This is a genomic window from Actinomadura sp. 6N118, assembly GCF_044326415.1.
In the GTDB taxonomy this organism is placed as follows: Bacteria; Actinomycetota; Actinomycetes; order Streptosporangiales; family Streptosporangiaceae; genus Spirillospora.
Genome location: NZ_JBIRAZ010000006.1, coordinates 525,842 through 547,405, shown reverse-complemented (window position 1 = coordinate 547,405; position 21,564 = coordinate 525,842). Strand labels below are relative to the sequence as shown.

The window sequence follows — 21,564 nt, the reverse complement described above, 5'->3', positions numbered from 1 at the left end:
TGTTCGGTTGTCCTGCCGTCCGAGGCCCGCCGGATGCGAGCCCCGGACGCCCTACTCCTTGATGGCCCCCGAGAGCATTCCTGCGATGAACTGGCGTTGCAGGAAGACATAGACGATCACGATGGGCGCGGCGATGATCAGCGCGCCCGCCATGAGCAGCGAGTAGTCGGTCTTGTGCGCACCCTGGAAGAACGACAGGCCGAGCGGCGCGGTGCGCAGCGCCTCGTCGGAGTTGACGATCACCAGTGGCAGCAGGAACTCGTTCCAGGTCCACATGGTGGTCAGCACGACCATGGTGAGGATGGCCGGGCGGCCCATCGGCACCAGCACCCGCCACAACGTCGTCCAGCTTGAGGCGCCGTCCATCCGCGCCGCCTCCACCAGCGAGGGCGGCACGCTGCGGAAGTAGGCGCGCATCCAGAACGTTCCGAACGCGACCGACATGGCGACCTGCGGCAGGATCAGCCCGGCGTAGGTGTTGTCGAGCCCCATCGAGCGCAGGTCGAAGTACAGCGGCACGACGATGGCCTCGGTCGGGATCGTCAGCCCCGCCAGGAACAGCAAGAACACCACCGACGCACCGCGGAAGCGCATGGTGCCCAGCGCGTACCCCGCCATGATCGACAGGGTGGTGGCCACGACGACGGTGATCAGCGTGACGATCACGCTGTTGCGCAGGTACGTGGCGAAGTGCCCCTCCCGCCACGCCACCCCGAACGACGAGAAGTCCAGATCATCGGGCAGCTGCAGCGCCTGCGCCACGATGCCGATCATCGGGAACACCGCGATCACCGCGAAGACGGCCAGCAGCGCATGGTTGAAGAGCCGTTCGCCCCGCGTGGTCATTCGCCTCCCCCTTCCACCAGGCGGCCGATGCCCGCGGTGACGGCGAACGCCAGCACGGCCAGCGTCACGCCGATGGCGCAGCCCAGGCCGACCTCGCCGGTGTTGAACGTGCGGTTGTAGACCTCGTAGGCGGGCACCGACGTGGAGTTGCCCGGACCGCCGCTGGTGGCCATGTAGATCAGGTCGAAGTTGCGGATCGCCATGATCGTGGTCAGCGTCAGCGCCACCGCGAGCTCACGCCGCAGCCCCGGCAGCGTGACCGTGAAGAACTCGCGGACCGGACCAGCACCGTCGATCCGCGCCGCCTCGTACAGCTCCGTCGGGATCTTCTGCACCCCGGCCAGGAACAGCACCAGCGCGAGCCCGATCCCGACCCACGTGCCGATGACCCCGACGGCGGGCAGCGCGAAGGTGAAGTCGCCCAGCCAGCCGTGCCGCCAATCCGGCAGGCCGATCGCGTGCAGCCACCCCAGCACCGTGTTGACCGGTCCGTCGGCGGAGTACACCCACTGCCACGCCACGGCCACCGCCACCATCGCGATGACCTGCGGCAGGAACAGCACGGTGCGGAAGAACGTCAGGCCGCGGATCTTCGTGCGCGACATCGCGGCGACCAGCACGAACGCGATACAGCACGGCAGGACGGCGTAGAACACCACCAGGATCAGCAGGTGCCCGAACGCGCCGCGCAGCTCCGGATCCGACCACGTGCTGGTGTAGTTGGAGATCCCCACCCACGTCGCCGGGCCGAGACCGTCCCACTCGAACAGGGAGAACTGCGCCCCGCGCACCAGCGGCCACAGCAGGAATCCCCCGTACACCAGCAGTGCGGGCAGGACGTACAGCCAGCCGATCTGGCGGGGCTGTCCCGGCGGACCGGACCCCTCCCGTCCACCCTGGGATCGCGCCTGGCGCTTGGCTGTCACCCCTCGCCCGGCCTCCGGGGTCTTGTGCCGCGCGACAGTCGTCATGTGCGGGCTCCCTTGCATCGGTCGTCAACCGGTGTCCGTCACCTGCCGCGTCCGTCACCGGCCGGCCGCGAGCCCGGTGACGGACACGGGGTGATCCTTACTTCTTCTTCTTGAACGCGGCGTAGTCGTCCTGAGCCGCCTGCATGACTTCCTGTGGCGTCGCCCTGCCGGTGATGAGCTTCTGCAGCGGACCGCCGAACTCGTCGGTGAAGGTCGGCGTCGCGTAGTCGAGGTACGGGGTGGTGCCGTCGTTTTGACTGAGCGTGGCCCAGGCCGTCGACACCTCCTTCATCAACGGCTTGGTGGGCTGCTTGGACGGCGCCTGAAGCACCGGCAGGCTCCCGGTCTCGACCGCGACGTCCATCGCCTCCGGCGAGGTGATGAAGTTGATGTAGGCCGCGGCGACATCGGGGTGCTTGGACTTGGCGGTGATCGACCACGGCAGGCTCTCGCCACCCATGGTCGCCGTGGGCGTCCCGGCCTGGGACGGCGGCGGCAGCATGAAGCCGACCTTGTCCTTCATCCGGTCGTTGAGGTCTGGGGCCCACCACGTGCCGCCGAACATGAACACGCCCTGCCCCTTGGCGAAGTTCACCGGGGTGTCGTCCCACTTGATGGAGTTGGCGTCCTTGGTGAGGTAGCCGTTCTTGGCCCAGTCGGACAGCTTCTGCGCCGCCTGGACGTTCGGCGCGTCCGTCCACGACCCGCCGCCGCCGAACACCAGCTTGCGGACGGACTCCTTGTCGAGCTGACCGTCCTGGAGGATCCCGTAGAGCTGCATGGCGGGCAGCTTCTCCACGTTCCCGAACGCGATCGGGACCTCGCCCTTGCTCTTGGCCGTAGCGAGCGCCTGGTCGAACTCCGCCCAGGTCTTGGGCGGCTGGATGCCCAGCTTCGCCAGCTTCTCCTTGTTGTAGTACAGGCCAACGATCTCACCGTTCAGCGAGACCCCGTACAGGTTGCCGGACCCGATGAGCTTGCCGTCCTTGGTGACGCTGTTGAGATCCATCAGGCCCTTGGGGTAGCGCTTCTTCCACCCGTACACCGCGTCGTAAGAGTCCAGCGGCAGCAACATCCCCGCCTTGACGAACTGCGCCATCGACGCGTAGCCCTGGTTGGCCTCCACCACGTCGGGTGGATTGTTGCCCGAAAGCGCGAGCCGCAGCGTCTTCTGCAGGTCGGTGAACGACCGGGACACCCGGTTGATCTTCACGTTCGGGTACTTGGCCTCGAACTGGTCGTTGAGCTTCTCGATCTGCTCCTTCGCCCCGCCCTGAACCTCCTGGTCCCAGACGGTGAGCGTGACGTTTCCGGCCTTGGCGACGTCGGTGCTGACGGCCGCCGGCACCTTGCTGTCAGGCTTGTCGTTCGACGAGCCCGGGGCACAGGCGGCGGCGAGGACGGTCACGAGGGCCGCGACCGCCGCGGTCGCCCCTCGTCTCATTGGTTTCGGCATCTCCAGCGGCTCCTTCTGCGTACGGATGGGGGGATCAGGAGGGCTGCTCCAGGTCGGCCCGCAACGTGGGCCCGGCCCGGACAACGTCCTCGGTCGTCGAGTCGGGGATGAAGGGGACGACGAACGAGTAGCCCTCAAGCACGGAGTCGGGCACCTCACCCGACTCACCGAACGCCGCGATCTCCGCCCAGCAGGGCGCCCCGAGCGAGCCGCTGCGGTGCCGGACCGACAGGCCCGCGCACAGGTTGGCGAACCTCAGCCGTTCTGCCAGCGGCAGCCCGGCGAGTGTTCCGAAGATGAACCCGGCGGCGAACACGTCGCCCGCGCCGGTGGCGTCGAGCACCTCGACCGGCAACGCGTCGGTCTCGGCGACCTCGCCCGTGGTCGAGTCGATGGCGATGGCACCGTCCCCGCCGCGCTTGACCACCACGATCGGGACCCGCTCCGACAGCGCGCGGGCGGCCTTCTCGGGCGAGTCCGTACGGGTGTAGGCCATGGCCTCCACAGCGTTCGGCATGAACACATCCACGTGCTCCAGCCGGTCCAGGACCTCGCTCGACCAGGTCTCGGTCGCATCCCAGCCGAGGTCGGCGAACACCGTGGTGCCCGCGCGCCGCATCTCCTTCGCCCAGCCGGGCACCGGCCGTTCGATGTCGACGAAGCACGCCCGCGCCGATGGCGGCGAGGAGCCGACCAAGCCCCGCATGTCACCATCCTCCGCGGTGGCTTCGGGTGCGGTGGCTTCGGGTGCGGTGGCTTCGGGTGCGGTGGCCTCGGCGCTCACGCCGAGGTCCGGCAGGGGCCGGGCGTAGGTGACCATGCTGCGGTCGGAGTCGTAGGCCAGCGACACCGTGACCGGTGTGGCCCAGCCCGTCACCCGCCGGGACTGGCCGAGTTCAACGCCCTCCTGCTCGGCGAGCGTCCGCCACAGGTACGAACCGAAGAGGTCGTCCCCGAACGGCGCGGCCAGGCCGACGCGCAGGCCGAGCCGGCTCATCGCCACCGCGATGTTGGCGATACCGCCCGGTGCCGAGCCGAGCCCGTCGGTGAACAGTTCGGTGCCGGGCGGCGGCAGCCCCGGCAGGCCGGTGAAGATCATGTCCATGAAGACCTGGCCGGTCAGGAAGACGTCCAGGTCGGGGACCGCGCCGGGGTCACCGGCGTCCTGGGCCTGCCGCAGCCGGTCGCCGACCAGCCCGCGCTCGGCGCACGGATCGGTCAGCGACGGCGCGGGCGGCTCACCGGAAGCCGCGGCCCGTGCCTCGTTCAGGGTCTCTGCTGTCATGGCGCCTCCGCACGGGCCGTCGGTGATGACGTGAAGGTCTGTTCGGTCTACGGGATCGCCGGCGGGTCAGAGGACGGCGACGAAAAGCGACACCGCGGAGTCCTGGCGGGAGATGTCGGCGCGGTCGAACGGGCCCTTCCAGCTCAGCCCGTACTGGTTCTGGCCGTCGCGCCCGTGGGCGTACAGGGAATCGGCCTGGGTGCGCAGGTAACCGCGGTACGGGTGGCCGGGCACGACCCGGTCCAGCTCGTCGAGGTTGCGGGCGAAGATCCCCTTGAACGCGGCCTGATCGGAGTTGCAGGTGCCGGCGGGCTCGCAGGGCTCGGTGAGGATGCCCTTCGGCGACAGCTCCGGGCTCGCGATCACGGCGTCGGCGATGCGGCGCGCGGAGGTCAGCAGGCCGCGGTCACCGGTCGCCTTGTACAGCTCGGCGAGCCCGCCGAGAACGACACCCTGGTTGTAGGTCCAGGTCGTGCCGTGGTTGCTGGCGCAGCTCCCGCTCTGGGTCTGCAGGCCGTCGTTGACCAGGCCCGCGCTATTGATCATGCCGCTGCCGGCGAACCATCGCCAGGCCTGCTTGGCACGTTCCAGGTAGGTGCGGTCACCGGGGACACGATTGTGCAGGGACGCGAGCAGCTTGAAATGGAGCTCCAGGCTGATGGCGTTCTTGTAGGACTTGTTGGGGATGTCCCACCAGACGCCGCCGCCGCACGTGTCGTCCCAGTACTTGTGGATGTACTCCGCGCCGGTCTTGGCGATGTCGAGGTACTGCCTGTCCCGCGTGAGGTCGTACATCCGGATCATGGCGAGGGCCCACCACCCCGTGTCGTCGGTGGAGTCCGCCCGGAACTCGCCGCCGCCCTCCGGCCACCACGGCAGCGGCTTGCGCTGCTCCTTGATGGTGTTCTTCACCTGGGGCATGTAGCGGGTCGAGCCGGTTTTGGACATGTAGTCGAGCAGGGCCTGCAGCGCGTTCCCCGACTGCCACCACGGCGCCTCCGGATCCCAGCGTCCCGAGGCAGGGTCGTAGAACTTCATCATCGCGTCCACGGCCGCGGTCGCCCGGGCGCGCGGACGGGCCTGGCCGCCCGGCGCGGCATGGGCAGGAAGGACGCCCACGAGCAGCGCCATCACCACCGCTCCGGCGAGCACGCTCGCGATTCTGCGGGCACTCGCGATTCTGCGGGCACTCGATGGCTGTCTGGTCATTCCTGACGCTCCTGTCGGGGGATCACAACCGACGGTCGGCCGCGAAGACGGCCGCCACCTCGGGGATGCGGTCGATGTAGCCGTCCAGCAACCGCCGCCCGATCGGTACGGAGTCGACCAGCGGATGCAGCGCGAACGCCTTGGCGGCGTCGGCCCGCGAGCCGGTGAGTGCGGCGTTGATGGTCAGTCGTTCCACGGCCTTGACCTGCTGCATCAGCCCCGTCTGATGCAGATCGGGCTGTGTGAGGGACAGCGGGTGGACGCCGTGCACGTCCACCATGACCGGGACCTCGACCACCGCGTCCGGCGGCAGCGCGGTCACGGTCGAGCCGTTCCGCACGTTGAGGATCATGGTGGCGTGCTCGTTGCGGCTGATCGCGTTCATCACGTTCAGCGCGACCCCCGCGTACCCCTGGTCCACGGGGTCGACCCCGGCGTGGCCGTCGAGGACCTCGCCGGTCCCGGCGCCCTTCATCTCGGCCATGTAGCTGGCGCTGCGGGAGGTGACCGTCTCGCGCCACAGCTCCATGGCGGCGTCACCCGATGCCTCGGCGATCCGCTCATAGAACGCGGCCTGCTGCTTGAGCAGGAACTCTCCGCGGGTCTGAGGGACGTCCAACGTGGCGCGCACCGCTTCACGGTTGAAGTAGTAGTAGTACAGGTACTCGTTGGGGATCGTCCCGAGGTCGCGCAGCCAGTCACGGCCGAACACCACGCCCTCCTCCAGCCCGCCGAGCAGGTCGTCGTCGGCGAGCAGGCCGGGCATGACGTCCACGCCGTCGTGCAGGATGCGCCGCATCCAGCCGAGGTGGTTGAGCCCGACGTAGTCGAGCTGGACGCGTCCGGGGTCCAGGCCGAGCGCCGCGGCGACCCGCATGCCGAGCCCGGACGGGGTGTCGCAGATGCCGAGCACCCGGTCGCCGAGCACCCCCTGCATCGCCTCGGTGATCATGCCGGCGGGGTTGGTGAAGTTGATGACATAGGCGTCCGGCGCCAGCTCCTTCACCCGGCGCGCGATGTCGACCATGACCGGGATCGTGCGCAGCCCGTATGCCAGGCCGCCGGGACCGGTGGTCTCCTGGCCCAGCACGTTCAGGTCCAGGGCGACCCGCTCATCGCACACCCGCCCGGCGAGCCCGCCGACCCGGATGGCCGCGAACACGAAGTCCGCCCCCTCCAGCGCCTTGTCCAGCTCGGTGGAGATGTGGACCCTTGGCGACTCCGGAACCCCCTCGGCGAACGTCGCGAGGACCATGGCCATGGCCTCCAGGCGTCCGGCGTCGGAATCCTGCAGCCAGACCTCCTCGATGCGCGGAGAGCCCTGGTCGTGCAGCAAGGCCTGGTACACGTACGGCACCCGGAACCCGCCACCGCCGAGAATGGCCAGTTTCATGCGATGAACACCTTCCCGCCCGCCTGCCGGCAGAGCTCGAGAGTCTGGGGATCGGCACCGGGCGTGGTGACCAGCGTGTCGATCTGGTCCAGCGAGCAGACCCGCAACGATCCGGTACCGGGGAACTTCGCCTTGGAAGCGACCAGCACCACCCGGTCGGAGGCCTCGATCATCGCCCGTTTGATCTGCGTCTCGACCTCCATGTCGTCCACGACATGGCCGTTCGGCCGGACGCCGGTGCAGCTGAGGAACACCAGGTCCGCGCTGACCTGGCGAAGCGCCGTCTCCGTGAGCGACCCGACGAGCGAGAGGTAGTTGCGCCGCACGACACCGCCGAGCAGGCACACCCGGACGGCGTCGTCGTCACGCAGCTCGTCGAAGACGGCGAGATTGGCGGTGATGACGGTGATGGGCCGGCCGCGCAGCCGCCGGGCGATCAGCCGGGTGCTGGTGCCGATATCCAGCACGACCACCATGTCGTCCTCGACCATCGCGGCGGCACGCTCGGCCACCGCCTCCTTACCCGCGGGGTCCTGCTCCGCCGACGCCCCGAAGGGGATCTCGGAAACCGACAACTGCGGCGACTGAGCCGCCCCACCGTACGTGCGCACGAGCTCGCCGTTGCGATCCAGCACGTCCAGATCACGGCGGATCGTGGACTCGCTCACCTGGAGGCTCTCGGCCAGCTCCCGGACCGACGCCGCTCCCTTGGTACGCACCGAGGACATGATGTGCGCACGTCGCTTGCTTGAGGTCACGCGTGGAACGTAACACCCATGCGTAACTTCAGTCACTAGTCGGGACAAAACTGCTCGAACTCTGTCAGCCAGCCGACTGACGTGCAAGAACTCGGTCAGGGTGTCCGCCAGTCAGGCTGTGTCGTCAATCAACGATCATGTCCACGAGCGGGCCGGACTTCGCGCCCCTGACGGCGCCCCTTCTCAGGTCAGAGCACATCGTCAACTCGCGGCAAGGACAACTTCGCGGTCGACCGCGAAGCGGCGAAGGTGGCGACGGACGCGGGTCCGGACGTGCCGCGGGCGGCATGGGAGAATCCCGCCTTTCTCGGACGGGCCGTGCGGTTCGCCGTGGAGTCGGGGGATCACTCAGTTCATCGATCTCGGAACCGGGCTGATCCGGCCTGACGGCTGATCCGGCCTGACGGCTCAGGTTCTGGCGCCGAATTCGCAGTGGTCCACGGTCCAGGCGGCGGCCTGATCGCTCAGCGTGATGCCGAGACCGGGGCGGCCGGGCACGATCATCCGGCCGTCGCGTATTTCGAGACGTTCGTTGAACAGCGGCTCCAGCCACTCGAAGTGCTCGACCCACGGTTCCTGCGGGTAGCAGGCCGCCAGATGCAGGTGGATCTCCATCGCGAAATGGGGGGCGAGCTGGAGGCGGTGGTGGTCGGCGAGCGCGGCCAGGCGCAGGAACGGGGTGATGCCACCGATCCGGGGCGCGTCCGGCTGGAGGATGTCGGCGGCGCCCGCGCGGATGAGTTCGGCGTGTTCGGCGACGCTGGTGAGCATCTCGCCGGTGGCGATCGGGGTGTCGAGGGAGGCCGCCAGCGCCGCATGGCCGGCGTGGTCGTAGGCGTCGAGCGGTTCCTCGATCCACACCAGGTGGAACTGTTCGAGTTCCCGGCCGAGGCGTTGTGCGGTGGCCCGGTCCCATTGCTGGTTCGCGTCGACCATCAGCGGGACGTGCTCGCCGACCTTTTCGCGGACGGCCTTGACCCGGGACAGGTCCACCCGCGAGTCGGGGTGGCCGACCTTGAGCTTGATGCCGCCGATACCACGTTCCAGCGAGGCCGTCGCGTTGGCGATGACCTCGTCGATGGGAGTGTGCAGGAACCCGCCGGAGGTGTTGTAGCACCGTACGGAATCGCGGTGGGCACCCAGCAGTTTGGCCAGCGGCAGGCCGGCTCGTTTGGCCTTGAGGTCCCACAGGGCGATGTCGATGGCCGCGATCGCCTGGGTCGCCAGTCCACTCCGGCCGACGGAAGCCCCAGCCCAGACGAGTTTGTCCCAGATGCGGGCGATGTCGTTGGGGTCTTCGCCGAGGAGCTCGGGGGCGATCTCCCTGGCGTGCGCGTACTGGCCGGGGCCGCCGGCCCGCTTGGAGTATCCGAAGCCGAGGCCCTCGTGTCCGCCGGCCGTCGCGATCTCGGCGAAGAGCATGGCCACCTCGGTCATCGGCTTCTGACGGCCGGTCAGCACCTTGGCATCACTGATCGGCGTGGCCAGCGGCAGGCGGACGGAGGAGAGACGGATCCAGGTGATGGTGTCGGTGGTGGTCACCAAAGCTCCTGTCGCTGGTAGGTGCAGGATGTGGGCGGGGAGTTTCGTTCGCAGCAGCGCTGTGGAACCCGCGCCCACTCCCGCGATCCCGCCTCAGCCATCGACGGCGGCGGAGGGGTCGACCGGCGCCATCCGCTCGATGGCCAGCCTGGTCCGCTCCATCGCCTCGATGATCTCCTGCTGCCGGGTCTCGTCGAGGCCCGCGACGGGCACCGAGCAGCTGATCGCGTCCATCGGCAGGTGCGTGTAGCGCAGCGCCAGGCCGAAGCACCTGATGCCCGCGTAGTTCTCCTCGTCGTCGATGGCGTGACCGCGCTCGCGGGTCCGTTCCAGGTCGCGGACCAGCGCGTCGAAGTCGGTGAGGGTGTTGGGGGTCAGCGGGGTGAGCCGGCGTGGCACGTGGGCGTCCACACCGGAGTCGAGGCGTTCGGCCAGCAGGGACTTGCCCAGCGCGGTGCTGTAGGCCGGGAGCCGGCGGCCGACCCGGCTGAACGGGCGGATGTACCGGGAGGACTCCCTGGTGGCGAGGTAGACGATGTCCGTCCGGTCCAGGCGGCCGAAGTGGATCGTCTCGTTCAATTCCGCCCCGAGATCGTTGATATGCGGCTGGGCGATCCGCAGGTAGGGGTCGGTGTCGAGGTAGGTGGTGCCGGCCAGCAGGGCCCTGATGCCGACGCTGTAGAGGGTGCCGGTCGGGTCGGTGCGGACCCAGCCGCGCTCGGCGAGCGTGCGGAGCAGCGCGTGGACGCTGCTCCTGGGCGCTTCAAGGGCCTCACTGAGCTCCCGGAGGCGGGCCGGCCGGTTTTGCCGGGATGCGAGGACTTCGAGCAGGTCCACGGCCCGCGCTGCGGACTTCACTCCCCGTACGCCCGGCTTCGCCGCCTCAGCGGTGTGACGCACGGCGCCGGCGGCCTCGGAAGGTCGGGTCATCGCACCCCGTTCACGTCTCTTCGCACGTCGATTAACCGTTCAGTCCATTGACAATGATACCAGATCTGAGCAACGATCCTCATACTCAGCAGTCCGTCCACATATGGAGACAGATTAACCGTACATTCTCGACGTGCTCGACGCACTGCTGAGTAAAGGAGTCGACCTCGTGGACGTCAGCAGACCACCCCTACCCCGCTGGTGAACAAGGATTTGGAGGACTGATGAAGGTTCTGCCGAGGAGAGCTCACGGCCATGCCGGCGCGTTCCTGACGGCCGGCACGGCGCTGGTCCTGGCCGCCGCGTCCGCCTGCTCAGTGCAGGGCGGCGGTTCCGACGACGGCGGGGGGAAATACCCGAGCCGCGCCGTGGAGTTCACCGTCCCCACCGAGCCCGGCGGCAGCACGGACCTGATCACGCGAGCCCTGGTCAAGAGCATCGAGAAGCCGCTCGGCGGCCAGGCCGTCGTGGTCAACAAGCCGGGCGCCAACGGCAAGATCGCGGGCAAGGACGTCTTCTCCAGCAAGCCCGACGGCCACCGGGTCGCGGTGATGCCGCAGTCCCTGTTCGCGGTGGGGCCCCTGGTCGTCAAGGACCCCGACGCGATCAAGCTGGAGGACATGACGTTCGTCAAGGGCCTGAGCGTGGAGGACTACGTGCTCACCGTGCCCGCGAACTCGAAGGTCAAGAGCCTCAAGGACCTGCTTGGGAACCAGCGGGTCCGGTACGGCACCACCGGCGCCGGCACCGGCAGCCAGCTCTCCCAGGCCCTGCTGTTCGGCAAGGCGAAGGTGCGCTCGACCGCGATCCCGTTCGACGGCGGCGGCCCGCTGGTGACCGCGGTCCTCGGCAGCAAGGTCGATGTCGGCGCGATGCATGTCGCCGAGGTCGTCAAGCACATCGAGGCCGGCAAGCTGCGGCCGCTCGTGGTGTTCGCGACCAAGCGGGTCGAGGCCCTGCCGAACGTGCCGACCGCCACCGAGTCCGGGCACGCGATCGTCGTCGACCAGCGCCGGTTCGTCGCGGCGCCCGCCGGGCTGCCCGCCGACGTGCGCGACAAGCTGGCCAGCGCGATCGACAAGGCGGTGGCCTCCAGCGAGTACGGGCAGATGCTGAAGCAGAGCTACATCGGCCGCTGGGAAGTGGACGGCACCGAGGTCGGCAAGCAGCTCACCAAGAGCCGTGACGACTTCGCGGCCATGACCAAGACGCTCGGCATCGACCTCGCGGCGCAGTGATGGGCGAACCCGGCGCATCCGGCGAAACCGGCAAACCCGAGGCACCCGACCCACCGGGGCCACCGGGCCCACCTGGTGAATCCGGCGCACCACGAGCACCGATCGCACCCAGCGACCCCGTCGCACCCGGCGCACCCAGCGCACCCGCGCCGCAGGACGAGGGACTCGCGCGGGCCGACGTCGCGGACGAAGAGGGGGACGAGGACGGGCCCGTTCGGCCGAGCGCCTCCTACGCGCGTCGGCAGAACGTGGTCGCGGGGCTGGTGCCGCTCGTGATCGGCGCGATCGCGGTGGTGCTGTCCTGGCGGCTGGGAGTCGGCGACCTCGCCGACCCGGGGCCCGGGCTGTGGCCGCTCGTGGTGAGCGTGGCCATGGTCGTGCTCGCCGCGGTGCAGGTGCTCCGTTCACGGCCGACCGGCACGGAGGAGAAGATCACCGGCGACGCGCTCATCGTGGTCGTCGCCGTCCTCTCCCTCGCCGGGTACGCCCTGCTGTTCGAACGCGTCGGATTCGAGATCCCCACGGTGGCGCTGCTGGTGCTGTGGCTCAAGGTGCTGGGACGCGAGTCGTGGCGGGTCACCGTCGCGCTCTCGCTCACCGCCACCGTGGCCGTGTACCTGCTGTTCATCACGGCGCTCGGGGTGTCGCTGCCCCATCTCGCGCACTTCTAAGGAAGCCCGACCATGAACTTCCTCTCCCCGGTGATCGATGGGTTCGGGGTCGCCTTCACGCCCGCGAACCTGCTCTACTGCCTGCTGGGGGTCACCCTCGGCATGCTCGTGGGCGTCCTGCCCGGTCTCGGGCCCGCGGCCACCATCGCCGTGCTGCTGCCGATCACCTACAACATCGAGCCGACCGCGGCGATCATCATGCTGGCCGGGATCTTCTACGGCGCCCAGTACGGCGGCACGATCACCTCGGTGCTGCTGCGCCTGCCCGGCGAGGCCTCCAGCGTGGTGACCGCGCTCGACGGCCACGAGATGGCCAAGCGCGGCCGGGGCGGGGCGGCGCTGGGCATCTCAGCGATCGGCTCCTTCCTCGGCGGCACCGTCGCGATCATCGCGCTGACCCTGGTCGCGCCGCTGGTCGCCGAGGTCGCGCTGGACTTCGGGCCCGCCGAATACACCATGCTGGCCCTGCTCGGCGTCCTGATGATCTCGACGCTGGGCACCGGGTCGGTGCCCAAGAGCCTGCTGATGGCCACGGTGGGCCTGCTCCTGGCGACCGTCGGCCAGGACCCGCTGCAGGGCACCGCCCGGCTGGCCTTCGGCAGCGACGAGCTGCTCGACGGGATCGACTTCGTGATCGTCGCCATGGGGTTGTTCGGGGTCGCCGAGATCCTGCACAATCTCGAATCCCTGCGCCGCCGGAGCGGGCGGGCCAAGGCCGTCGGCTCGGTGTACCCCTCCCGCACTGATCTGCGCGAGTCCAGAGGGGCGATCTCCCGCGGTTCGGTGATCGGTTTCCTGCTGGGCATCCTGCCCGGCGGCGGCGCCACGATGTCCTCGATGGTGGCCTATGCCGTGGAGAAGAAGGTCACCAAGAAACCGGAGGAATTCGGAAAGGGCGCGATCCAGGGAGTCGCGGGACCCGAGACCGCCAACAACGCCGCCGCCACATCCTCGTTCATCCCTCTGCTCTCCCTGGGAATCCCGGCCAACGCGACGATGGCCGTCATGTTCGGCGCGCTGATGCTGCAGGGCATCACCCCGGGGCCGCTGCTGGTGAAGGAGAACCCCGACCTGTTCTGGGGCGTGGTCAACTCCATGTACATCGGCAACCTGCTGCTGCTCGCGATGAGCCTGCCGCTGATCGGCATCTTCGTCCGCGTGCTGCGGGTCCGGCCCGCGATCCTGGCGTCGCTGACGATCCTCGTCACGATGATCGGCGTCTACACCGTGCGCACCAACGTCTTCGACATGTTCCTCGTCATCGGGCTCGGCGCGGTGGGCTACCTCATGAAGAAGGTCGGTTTCGAGCCCGGGCCCCTGGTCCTCGCGTTCGTGCTCGGAGGCATTCTGGAAGCCTCATTCCGGCGCTCCATGCGCGCCTTCGACGGCGATCTCACCGGCTTCCTGACCGAGCCGATCGCCGCGAGCCTGCTGGCCGTCATCCTGATCGTCGCCGTCCTCCCGCCCCTGCGCGCACTGCACAAACGGCGGACGACCAAGGAACCCGCCCTCCTCTGAACCACACGGGCTACCCGCGCAACTCCGGTATCGACCGACTCTCCTGTCGACCGACTCTCGTGTCGACTGACTCTTGTGTCGCGGTTCACCGCCGGGACCGGCGATCGCGGCAAAGGCGCTGGCCCCCGCACCTATCGCGGCGACGGCGGCCGCGAGGCGGATCCGGAGCCGGCCGAGGCGCGAACCGCCGGACTGGTCGTTCGTCACGATCGCTCCCATGCTGCGGGCGGAGATCGCGCACGGTCACATGAATTTGACAATGCCCTGACCAGTCGAGGCAAGCCATATCTCGTGCTTGCCGATAACGGCCACGCCCCACCCCAGGCTCGCCCAGTGCCGATCGAGCAGGCGAACTGGTCCTGCACTGCGCCCTCGACCAAGCCCCCGGGTGCAGCGGGCTCAGCGGACTCTTAATCCGCAGGTAATCCGCAGGTTCGGGGTTCAAGTCCCTGACGGCGCACCCCGCAGGACGTGACCCCCCGCGTTGCCCAGCATGTTGAGCGGCGAATCGGCTCCCGATCGCCGCTTGGTGTCACTGTTGACTCGTTACCGGGTCACGGGCTGCCTCCACGTCGGCTGATCAGCCCGTCCTTGGTGATGCCGTACTGGGCGAGAAACCTCTCCGCGCGGTCGTACTTGACCGGGTCGGGCAGCACTCGCTGCGCCTCGTCGGCCACGTACGGCAGTCCCGCTTGCCGGAGTATGTGAACCACGTGCTGCTTCGGGACCTCCATCGCTCTCACCGGCCCTTCGCCTAGGTGTCAGGTTCCATGAAGTGCCGCCAACGGCGCGCCATCGGCCACCTCTGATCAGCTCTACCGGCCACACCAGCCAGGGCCGCCGTAGGCCTCCTGCCCGCCGGGTCGGGCACTGCCTTCCCCAGCTAAGACAAAACAGCCTCGCGGTCTGTGACAGCTTGAGCAAAGTTTCCTTGAGCTGCAGCTCCGTGCTGCTTCCGGTGGGTTATCGGCCGGGCAATCACGGTCTCGGCGTACACGGCGCAAAACAAGCCCGACTGGGCGTGTGGGGGCGCATCGCGGACGTGTCTCCGGACCGGTTCGGCGAAGGGCCTCGGCAATTTGGAGATATGAGAGCGACCGGAACGGGCTGGATACCCCCCAGCATCGCCCGTTCCGGTCGCTCCACTCCCACCCCATACGGCCTGCGGAGGAGCGGCCGTTGCCGGGATCGCTACCCGCCCCATGGCGAGCAAACATCTCAATTCACATCATTTGCCACTTTTCTTGGCGCTGACGAGGAGGCGGCGGACGGCGTCTTCGGTTTCGCCCTGTGTGGCCAGCTCACCGGGGCCGACGCCCTCGCCCAGGCGGCCGAGGGCGGAGTTGATCGTGACGCCGTCCTCGTACAGCTCGATGATGTGGGGGTCGATGTACGAGGCGCGGGCGACGGCTGGGGTGTTGCCCAGGTACTCGGCGACCTCCTGGACGACGCGGCTGACCGCGCGGCGGCGGGCCGCGGCGGCGGGATCGGGCTCGACCGAGACGGCGAGGCCGACGGCGGCGAGGACGGTGGCGTGCCAGGTGCGGAAGTCCTTGGCCGTGAAGTCGCCGCCTGATATCTCGCGCAGGTATTCGTTGATGTCCTCGGCCTGAACGCTCCGCCATCCACGTCCTGATCTGTGGGCGAGGAGTTCTGGGCCGTCGTCCTTACGGCGTTTCAGTCCACGTACAACGGTGCACACGTTCTCTTCGGCAACGATTTGTTCGCGTTCTTTGGATCCTTTGGCGACATACTCGAACGTCACCTGGTTCCGGCCGCAATGAACGTGCTCTCGCAGGATCGTGGCCAGCCCGTACGTGCCGTTCTCCTCGGCATACTCCCGTCCGCCCGGCCGGAAGAAGCCCAGGTCAATCAGACGAACGGCGGCCGCCAGCACACGTTCTCGCGTATATCCACGCGTGTCCAGGTGCTCGGTCAGAGTTTCTCTGATTCCCGGGAGAACGGCCGCGAACTCCAGAACGCGCTCATGTTTTTCAGCGTCCCGCTGCCTTCGCCATTCTTCGTGATAGAGATATTGCCGACGCCCTTCCGAATCAATCCCCACGGCCTGCAGGTGCCCTGAGGGCGAGGGGCAAATCCAAACGTCGTTCCAGGCTGGCGGGATCGTCAGATCTTTGATCCTTGCGAGCTCGTCCGGGTCGCGCAGCGGGGCGCCGTCCGGGCCGAGGTACTGGAATCCACGGCCATGGCGCCGGCGACGGATGCCGGGACTCTCCGGATCGATGTGCCTGAGCCGCATGCCGGTGTCTTACCCGCATGATGATGTTCATCCCGGAGGCTCAGCCTTGTGGGCGCCACATCCGCCAGACCGGCGGGCAACCCCCAGGTGGGACGAACCGGTCGGTCACCCGGAACCCGAACTGCTCGTAGTACGGCACGTTGCTCTCTTTGGACGACTCCAGATATGCGGGCAGCCGTTCGGCATCGCAGCGTTCCAGCCGGGACCTCAGCAGTGACCCGCCCAGCCCGTTGCCCTGAGCGTCCGGATCGGTGCCGAGCACGGCGAGATACCAGTGGGGCTCCGTCGGATGGAGCCTTTCGATCGCGCCCAAGGCCCGCAGCGCCGCCGGCAACCGGAGCCCGAACGCCCGCGCCAGCGGCACCAGCTGCCCGAGTTGAGCACTCAGCGGCACCTTCCATTCGCCGGGCGGATCCCACAACGCCGCCGCCTCGATCTCCGCAGGCCCCCGCCCGGCGAGCTCGCACCCGCCCCGCGGCTGGTGGACCTTCCGCGTGATGAGCTCAAAGACCAGCGCCAGCCGGCGCACCCGCCCGTCCGCCTCGGGGATGATCCACTGCCAAACCGGATCGTCGTCGAACGCCCGGGCCAGCACGCCCGCGACCACCTTGGCATCGTCCGCCGAGAGCCTCCTGACCGTCGATTCCGCCGTCACGAGGTAGGTCCTTTCGTCCGCTGGAAGCCCCCCGCATCGTCTCACCCGCTCCCGACAACGGACGATCCACCCTCCCCCGCCTGGTAACCTTTCGGGGTCGCCGCACGCGACACGCGCCGTTAGCTCAATTGGCAGAGCAGCGGACTCTTAATCCGCGGGTTCGGGGTTCAAGTCCCTGACGGCGCACCCCGCCTGACCAGCACATTCTCGCCAGATCCGAGAGTGTTTCCGGCCGTTTTGGATCGATCCAAACACCATGTTCGCTCGATGTTCGCTCGTCGTGCCGAGCCGAGACACGACCATGACCCCAACGCCCCGCCGAGGCCGGTCACTCTGAGTGACATCAGCCCGGAGGATGGCGTCCGAGAACGAGATTCGGTCGCTGACTTGTATGTCCTGGGGCTCGTGGTACCCATGTGGCACGGATCTGCCAGTTCGTACCGGGGACTCCACGCAGCATTCTCACGCCGGAGAATCCGGCAACAACTGCAGTCCGCTCCGTCGCTGTCCCTGCGTGTTCGGTGGTGACGACACGGCATCGCCCGTCGAGGCCGCCGTGAGGTCCCGCACATAGGGCTGGGAAAGCAAGTTGCTGATCGGCGATGGGAAGCGTCGTTCCCCCTCTGGGCGCCGCTTGCCGCCTCTGCCGACGGCGGTTGCGTCCACGGAGGTGGAATCGGTGCGCATTCGCCCTCGCCGTTTCACCAGCCCGGCCGCCACCAGGCGCTCGACAGGCCCGCGAGGCGGCCGGTGGCCAGGACGTGCGCCTTGGGGGCGGGCCCTCGGTGGTACGCGACTTCCTCACCAAGGGCCTGGTCGATCGCATGCACGTGGTTCAGGTCCCGATCCTGCTCGGCCGCGGTGTCCGGCTCTGGGACGGCCTGGAGTCGCTGGAGGAGGCATACGACATCGAGGCGGTCTCCACGCCCAGTGACGTCACCCACCTTACGTTCACCGCCAAGCGCCGGTGACCGCGAAGGCGATCGAGCCATAGGCGGCGGCCTTCTCTACGGCTGTCACAGATTCGGTGGTCACCCGGTCATAGCCGGGGAGAGAACACGATCCCGTGCTGTGGGAGAGGGTGACCATGAGGTGCACGCGTCGTCGAGGATCGGCCTCCGCGGTTCTCAGTGGCTCTGGCGAGAGCGGCTCGCCTGGTGGTCGGGGTCATGAGAAGCGTCTAGCCATGTCAGGTGATGAGGGGAAGCATCCCTCGTCATCGGGGCGGTCGGCCGAGGGACCGAAATCGGTGGGCTTGGGCGGCCTTCCCCGTCCCGTGGCGGTGGTGGTGGGTGCCGGGGGTGTGTACGGGGCTGTGCATTGTGGTGTCGGGTGTGCGTTGGAGCAGCGCGGGTTCGTCCCGGACATGATCATTGGGACTTCGGTGGGCGCGCTCAACGGAGCGATCGCGGCCGCCCACCCCGGTACGGCCGCCCCGTGGCTGGAGGGTGTGTGGACCAAGCTGCGCCGTCGTGAGGTGTTTCCGTTCGGCTTTCTGACCTCGCGGGCCGGCGTCTTCGCCGATCGGGGCCTGCGCCGGCTGATCGCTCGGGCCGAACTGCCGTCGCGGATCGAACAGCTGGAGATTCCGTTCACCGCGGTGGCCACGGATCTGGTCACCGGCGCTCAGGTGCTGCTCGACCGCGGAGATCTGGAGTCCGCGCTGCTGGCCAGCGCGGCCATTCCGGGAGTCCTGCCCCCGGTGGTCCGGGAGGGCCGGACGCTCATCGACGGCGGGGTGATCGCCTACGTCCCGGTATTGGCGGCCTTGCAGGCCGGGGCGGCCAGCATCGTGGTGTTGTCGACCGGGCCGGATTCGTGGTCATTGCGCCCGCCCGTCCCACCGCGGCGGGCGGGCGCGGTCGCCGTCAGGGCCGGGCTGCTGCTGCTCCATCATCAGATCGAGCGCGACCTGAACGAGGTGTCCCAGCGGGTTCCGACCGTCGTGCTGCCGACCGGGGTCGATACCTGGCCCGCGCCGTGGGACTTCGGCCATTCCCAGCGGCTGATCGATACCGCCTACCTGGCGGCAGGGCGCTTTCTCGACCGGCTGCGCATCAGCGGACCCGGCCTGTACCGGGCCGGCGGTCCGCCTGTGCCGCCGACCGGCCTGGGCGAGGCACGGACCGGCTCCGTATCAGAGGTCGGCTCGTGAGCACCATCGCGTTCCTCAACACCGCCATGCACGGGCACATCAATCCGACGCTGCCGGTCGTGGCCGAGCTCGTTCGTCGTGGCCACTCCGTCACCTATCACGCTTCGCCCGCGTTCTCGAAGGAGATCAAGGCCACCGGTGCGACCGTGTGCCTCTACCTCGGGGGTGACCAGCCGCTCCCCGATCCGCCGATACCGGTCACGATGCTGGACGGGCTCGCGCGCACCGCCGTCGGCGTGCTGCCCGCCGTGCTGTCCGATCTGCGTCGCGCCCGGCCCGACCTGATCGTCCACGGCTCCGCCTGCCCATGGGGTGCGGTCGCCGCCCGCGAGCTCCAGGTGCCGGCGGCCTCGTCGTTCACCACGTTCGCGTTCAACGGGGATGTGCCCAGCCCCACCCGCGCCTCGTGGGAGCTGCTCGCCGCAGCGGCGGCCCGGCCTCGCAATCTTCAGAGTTACCTGCGGTCGCAGTGGACGCTGCATCGCCGCTACGACACCCGTGGACTACCGCTGCTGGACTTGGTGAACGTTCAGCAGCCGCTCAACCTGGTCTACACCTCGCGCGCGTTCCAGCCCGGCGCCGACGCCTTCGACCAGTCGTACCGGTTCGTCGGCCCAAGCCTCGGGGCCCGTCCACCCGATCCGTCGTTTCCGGCCGACCGCCTGAAGGCCCCGGTGCTGTACGCCTCCCTGGGCACGGTGATCAATTCCGGCCCGCGGTTGCTGCGCGCCTTCGCCACCGCGCTCGCCCCACTGGGCGGCACCGTGGTCCTCTCCACCGGACCTATCGATCCGGCCGCGCTGGGTCCGCTGCCGGCCAACGTGCTCGCTCGCCGCTTCGTACCGCAACCAGAGGTACTGGCCCGCGCCGCGATGTTCGTCACTCACGGCGGGATGAACAGCGTCAGCGAAGCCACCCACGCCGGGGTTCCGATGCTGGTGGTCCCGCACGGCGCCGATCAGCCGCTGGTGGCCCGGCGGGTCGCCGAGCTCGGCGCCGGCCTGTCGATCCGTGTCCAGGACGCCACCGCGAAATCCGTGAACTCCCTCGCCCGTCGGCTGCTCAACGAGCCGCACTTCCGAGACGCGGCGGCCACCTTGCAGATCGTCCAGCGCGAGGCCGGCGGCTATCTGCGCGCTGCCGACGAACTCGAGCGCTACCTGCACCGGGACCGCCGGGACGGTCGGCCGGCCCCGGCGGCGCCGCCCAAGGAGCGCTGACCGATGTCACCCGTCGTCGCCGTCATGGTGCTGTTCGCCGGGCTGTCCGAGGCCGCTGGGCGGATCCTCCCCCTCGTGTCCCGCCGGTCCGGCATGTCGCCGCCCATTGTGGTCGGGCTGCTGCTGATCGGAACCACGGTCGAGAGCGTCATCATCGCGCTGTGGCCACTGGCCACATGGACCCTTGCCGGACTGATGCTGCCCGCTCCGCCGGCAGGCCCCGCACTGACCTGGACACCCGGCCTGATCGCCCCGCTGCTTCTCGCCGCCATCCTCGCCTTCCCATTGCTCGGTCCCCTGCTGCACCTTCTGCTCCTCCTGGGGGTCGGGGCCAGCCTGGTCACCCCGCTCACCGCGGCGACGGGGCTGAACTGGTGGGCGGCCGCGGGATGCGTGGCCATCGCCGGAGTCGGGCTCGCCGCCGTCGTCGATGCCGTCCGGCGCCTGTTCGCAAGAATCCTCGCCACCGGTGCACGGGAGCCGTTCACATGAGCTGGCTCCCGCTGACCCTCCTGGTGCTCGGTGCGGTCCTGCTCGCCGAAGCCCTGCTCGCCCGCTACGAGGTGATGGTCTACACCGCCGGCTGGCGGACCCCCACCGGCGAACTCCCGCAGGACATGCCCTACGCCCGAGGCGCGGACCCCGACCGTCCTCCCGACGCCTACGTGGTCTATCTGGACGGCATCGGGAAACGCCAGCCCCGCGACACCCGCGATGGGGGCCAGCTGGTCAAGGCCCTGATCGCCGGAGCCCCTGAGCTGCGGGTGCTGGGTCAGGTGCAGCCCTACTCTCCGCTGGCCGCCCCGCTCCTCAACAGGCCCGTATGGGCGTGGCTCCGCCACCACATCGGGCTCTTGCTCTTCCTGCACAACGTCATGCAGATCTTTGTCGCCGCCGACCACCGGTACCGCCCCCTGTACAACCGCGCCGTGGGCGCCCAGATCGCCGACCAGTTGCGGCACGCCGGTTACCGGCCCGACAGTGGCATACCCGTGGTGCTGCTCAGCTACAGCGGTGGCGCCCAGGTCGCCACCGGCGCGGTCGAGGAACTGCACACCCGGCTGCGTGCCCCGCTCCTGCTGATCACCATCGGCGGGTTTCACAACGGCGCCAACGATCTCTCCCGCGCCGAACACCTGCATCAGCTCACCAGCGCCGGAGACCGGATCGAGCGGGTCGGCACCTGGATCTTCCCTCAGCGCTGGCGGCTGTTCCACCGCAGCGGATGGAACCGGGCGCACCGCGCCGGAAAGATCACCGTGCACCGGCTCGATCCGGCCACCCACCTCGGGCGGCGCAGCTACATCAGCCCGAAGGCGTGGCTGCCCGATGGCCGCAGCCACCTCGACCACACCACCGACACCGTGATCGCGCTCATCCGTGCCCAGCGCGGTGGCGGGCCGTCTCCCGGCGTGGCGGGCCGAGACCGTCCCGCCCTGTGACACCCGAGAGGTCCT

21 protein-coding genes and 1 tRNA gene are annotated in these 21,564 nt (G+C 68.9%); 10 read left to right on the top strand and 12 right to left on the bottom strand.

Translation table 11 applies throughout. The annotated features are described in order from the left end of the window. Window positions 1–51: 51 nt before the first annotated feature. The 7 genes from ACH34W_RS18930 to ACH34W_RS18900 form a co-directional block, all read right to left on the bottom strand. Window positions 52–846, bottom strand: coding sequence for a carbohydrate ABC transporter permease (locus tag ACH34W_RS18930; protein WP_395962221.1), 795 nt, complete (start codon window positions 844–846; stop codon window positions 52–54). After that, on the bottom strand, window positions 843–1,817 hold the full coding sequence (locus tag ACH34W_RS18925) for a carbohydrate ABC transporter permease (RefSeq protein WP_395962220.1): 975 nt from the start codon (window positions 1,815–1,817) through the stop codon (window positions 843–845). Before ACH34W_RS18925 ends, ACH34W_RS18930 begins: the two co-directional genes overlap by 4 nt. A gap of 97 nt (window positions 1,818–1,914) precedes the next feature. Further along, window positions 1,915–3,273, bottom strand: coding sequence for an extracellular solute-binding protein (locus tag ACH34W_RS18920; protein ID WP_395962219.1), 1,359 nt, complete (start codon window positions 3,271–3,273; stop codon window positions 1,915–1,917). Between the two features lie 34 nt (window positions 3,274–3,307). Beyond that, on the bottom strand, window positions 3,308–4,558 hold the full coding sequence (locus ACH34W_RS18915; RefSeq protein ID WP_395962218.1) for a carbohydrate kinase family protein: 1,251 nt from the start codon (window positions 4,556–4,558) through the stop codon (window positions 3,308–3,310). Between the two features lie 66 nt (window positions 4,559–4,624). Beyond that, window positions 4,625–5,767, bottom strand: coding sequence for a glycoside hydrolase family 76 protein (locus ACH34W_RS18910; RefSeq protein ID WP_395962217.1), 1,143 nt, complete (start codon window positions 5,765–5,767; stop codon window positions 4,625–4,627). A gap of 22 nt (window positions 5,768–5,789) precedes the next feature. Continuing rightward, window positions 5,790–7,160: a 6-phospho-beta-glucosidase gene (locus ACH34W_RS18905; protein ID WP_395962216.1), complete on the bottom strand. Its 1,371-nt coding sequence runs from the start codon at window positions 7,158–7,160 to the stop codon at window positions 5,790–5,792. Next, window positions 7,157–7,918 carry a DeoR/GlpR family DNA-binding transcription regulator gene (locus ACH34W_RS18900; protein ID WP_395962215.1) on the bottom strand — a complete coding sequence of 254 codons (762 nt, stop codon included), beginning with the start codon at window positions 7,916–7,918 and terminating at the stop codon, window positions 7,157–7,159. The genes ACH34W_RS18905 and ACH34W_RS18900 overlap by 4 nt, the downstream gene beginning before the upstream one ends. A gap of 249 nt (window positions 7,919–8,167) precedes the next feature. Here ACH34W_RS18900 and ACH34W_RS18895 point away from each other — a divergent pair, with 249 nt between their 5' ends. After that, entirely contained in the window at window positions 8,168–8,305 is a 138-nt protein-coding gene (locus ACH34W_RS18895; RefSeq protein ID WP_395962214.1) for a hypothetical protein, read from the top strand. 21 nt (window positions 8,306–8,326) lie between these two features. Here ACH34W_RS18895 and ACH34W_RS18890 read toward each other — a convergent pair whose 3' ends face one another. Next, complete coding sequence (locus tag ACH34W_RS18890; RefSeq protein ID WP_395962213.1) at window positions 8,327–9,460, bottom strand: mandelate racemase/muconate lactonizing enzyme family protein; 1,134 nt, start codon at window positions 9,458–9,460, stop codon at window positions 8,327–8,329. Window positions 9,461–9,553: 93 nt separating this feature from the next. After that, window positions 9,554–10,390 carry an IclR family transcriptional regulator gene (locus tag ACH34W_RS18885; RefSeq protein ID WP_395962212.1) on the bottom strand — a complete coding sequence of 279 codons (837 nt, stop codon included), beginning with the start codon at window positions 10,388–10,390 and terminating at the stop codon, window positions 9,554–9,556. A gap of 224 nt (window positions 10,391–10,614) precedes the next feature. Between ACH34W_RS18885 and ACH34W_RS18880 the strand changes: the two genes are divergently transcribed. The 3 genes from ACH34W_RS18880 to ACH34W_RS18870 are packed head-to-tail and all read left to right on the top strand — an operon-like array spanning window position 10,615 to window position 13,817. Continuing rightward, on the top strand, window positions 10,615–11,628 hold the full coding sequence (locus ACH34W_RS18880) for a Bug family tripartite tricarboxylate transporter substrate binding protein (RefSeq protein ID WP_395962211.1): 1,014 nt from the start codon (window positions 10,615–10,617) through the stop codon (window positions 11,626–11,628). After that, window positions 11,628–12,299: a tripartite tricarboxylate transporter TctB family protein gene (locus ACH34W_RS18875; protein WP_395962210.1), complete on the top strand. Its 672-nt coding sequence runs from the start codon at window positions 11,628–11,630 to the stop codon at window positions 12,297–12,299. The genes ACH34W_RS18880 and ACH34W_RS18875 overlap by 1 nt, the downstream gene beginning before the upstream one ends. Window positions 12,300–12,311: 12 nt before the next feature. Next, window positions 12,312–13,817, top strand: coding sequence for a tripartite tricarboxylate transporter permease (locus tag ACH34W_RS18870; RefSeq protein WP_395962209.1), 1,506 nt, complete (start codon window positions 12,312–12,314; stop codon window positions 13,815–13,817). Between the two features lie 554 nt (window positions 13,818–14,371). Here the strand turns inward: ACH34W_RS18870 and ACH34W_RS18865 are convergent. The 3 genes from ACH34W_RS18865 to ACH34W_RS18855 all read right to left on the bottom strand — a co-directional run bounded on the left by ACH34W_RS18865 (window position 14,372) and on the right by ACH34W_RS18855 (window position 16,732). Further along, entirely contained in the window at window positions 14,372–14,551 is a 180-nt protein-coding gene (locus ACH34W_RS18865) for a hypothetical protein (RefSeq protein WP_395962208.1), read from the bottom strand. Between the two features lie 494 nt (window positions 14,552–15,045). Continuing rightward, window positions 15,046–16,077, bottom strand: a complete 1,032-nt coding sequence (locus tag ACH34W_RS18860; RefSeq protein WP_395962207.1) for a DNA topoisomerase IB — start codon at window positions 16,075–16,077, stop codon at window positions 15,046–15,048. Between the two features lie 40 nt (window positions 16,078–16,117). After that, window positions 16,118–16,732 carry a GNAT family N-acetyltransferase gene (locus ACH34W_RS18855; protein WP_395962206.1) on the bottom strand — a complete coding sequence of 205 codons (615 nt, stop codon included), beginning with the start codon at window positions 16,730–16,732 and terminating at the stop codon, window positions 16,118–16,120. A 113-nt stretch (window positions 16,733–16,845) separates the two neighbouring features. Here ACH34W_RS18855 and ACH34W_RS18850 point away from each other — a divergent pair. The 6 genes from ACH34W_RS18850 (at window position 16,846) to ACH34W_RS18825 (ending at window position 21,549) form a co-directional block, all read left to right on the top strand. Beyond that, window positions 16,846–16,918: transfer RNA gene (locus ACH34W_RS18850), tRNA-Lys, on the top strand. Between the two features lie 416 nt (window positions 16,919–17,334). Then, on the top strand, window positions 17,335–17,703 hold the full coding sequence (locus ACH34W_RS18845; RefSeq protein ID WP_395962205.1) for a dihydrofolate reductase family protein: 369 nt from the start codon (window positions 17,335–17,337) through the stop codon (window positions 17,701–17,703). Window positions 17,704–17,819: 116 nt separating this feature from the next. Next, on the top strand, window positions 17,820–18,887 hold the full coding sequence (locus tag ACH34W_RS18840) for a patatin-like phospholipase family protein (RefSeq protein WP_395962204.1): 1,068 nt from the start codon (window positions 17,820–17,822) through the stop codon (window positions 18,885–18,887). Then, window positions 18,884–20,107: a macrolide family glycosyltransferase gene (locus ACH34W_RS18835; protein WP_395962203.1), complete on the top strand. Its 1,224-nt coding sequence runs from the start codon at window positions 18,884–18,886 to the stop codon at window positions 20,105–20,107. The genes ACH34W_RS18840 and ACH34W_RS18835 overlap by 4 nt, the downstream gene beginning before the upstream one ends. Window positions 20,108–20,110: 3 nt before the next feature. Then, on the top strand, window positions 20,111–20,599 hold the full coding sequence (locus ACH34W_RS18830; RefSeq protein WP_395962202.1) for a hypothetical protein: 489 nt from the start codon (window positions 20,111–20,113) through the stop codon (window positions 20,597–20,599). Further along, on the top strand, window positions 20,596–21,549 hold the full coding sequence (locus tag ACH34W_RS18825; RefSeq protein ID WP_395962201.1) for a hypothetical protein: 954 nt from the start codon (window positions 20,596–20,598) through the stop codon (window positions 21,547–21,549). Before ACH34W_RS18830 ends, ACH34W_RS18825 begins: the two co-directional genes overlap by 4 nt. Window positions 21,550–21,564 lie beyond the last annotated feature (15 nt).

Bases quoted from the DNA above. Each gene is read 5' to 3' on its own strand.
- ACH34W_RS18920 (WP_395962219.1), bottom strand. From the start codon at position 3,273: ATGCCGAAACCAATGAGACGAGGGGCGACCGCGGCGGTCGCGGCCCTC.
- ACH34W_RS18925 (WP_395962220.1), bottom strand. From the start codon at position 1,817: ATGACGACTGTCGCGCGGCACAAGACCCCGGAGGCCGGGCGAGGGGTG.
- ACH34W_RS18840 (WP_395962204.1), top strand. From the start codon at position 17,820: ATGAGGTGCACGCGTCGTCGAGGATCGGCCTCCGCGGTTCTCAGTGGC.
- ACH34W_RS18830 (WP_395962202.1), top strand. From the start codon at position 20,111: ATGTCACCCGTCGTCGCCGTCATGGTGCTGTTCGCCGGGCTGTCCGAG.
- ACH34W_RS18910 (WP_395962217.1), bottom strand. From the start codon at position 5,767: ATGACCAGACAGCCATCGAGTGCCCGCAGAATCGCGAGTGCCCGCAGA.
- ACH34W_RS18915 (WP_395962218.1), bottom strand. From the start codon at position 4,558: ATGACAGCAGAGACCCTGAACGAGGCACGGGCCGCGGCTTCCGGTGAG.
- ACH34W_RS18880 (WP_395962211.1), top strand. From the start codon at position 10,615: ATGAAGGTTCTGCCGAGGAGAGCTCACGGCCATGCCGGCGCGTTCCTG.
- ACH34W_RS18905 (WP_395962216.1), bottom strand. From the start codon at position 7,160: ATGAAACTGGCCATTCTCGGCGGTGGCGGGTTCCGGGTGCCGTACGTG.
- ACH34W_RS18845 (WP_395962205.1), top strand. From the start codon at position 17,335: ATGGGAAGCGTCGTTCCCCCTCTGGGCGCCGCTTGCCGCCTCTGCCGA.
- ACH34W_RS18860 (WP_395962207.1), bottom strand. From the start codon at position 16,077: ATGCGGCTCAGGCACATCGATCCGGAGAGTCCCGGCATCCGTCGCCGG.
- ACH34W_RS18865 (WP_395962208.1), bottom strand. From the start codon at position 14,551: ATGGAGGTCCCGAAGCAGCACGTGGTTCACATACTCCGGCAAGCGGGA.
- ACH34W_RS18825 (WP_395962201.1), top strand. From the start codon at position 20,596: ATGAGCTGGCTCCCGCTGACCCTCCTGGTGCTCGGTGCGGTCCTGCTC.
- ACH34W_RS18875 (WP_395962210.1), top strand. From the start codon at position 11,628: ATGGGCGAACCCGGCGCATCCGGCGAAACCGGCAAACCCGAGGCACCC.
- ACH34W_RS18885 (WP_395962212.1), bottom strand. From the start codon at position 10,390: ATGACCCGACCTTCCGAGGCCGCCGGCGCCGTGCGTCACACCGCTGAG.
- ACH34W_RS18930 (WP_395962221.1), bottom strand. From the start codon at position 846: ATGACCACGCGGGGCGAACGGCTCTTCAACCATGCGCTGCTGGCCGTC.
- ACH34W_RS18870 (WP_395962209.1), top strand. From the start codon at position 12,312: ATGAACTTCCTCTCCCCGGTGATCGATGGGTTCGGGGTCGCCTTCACG.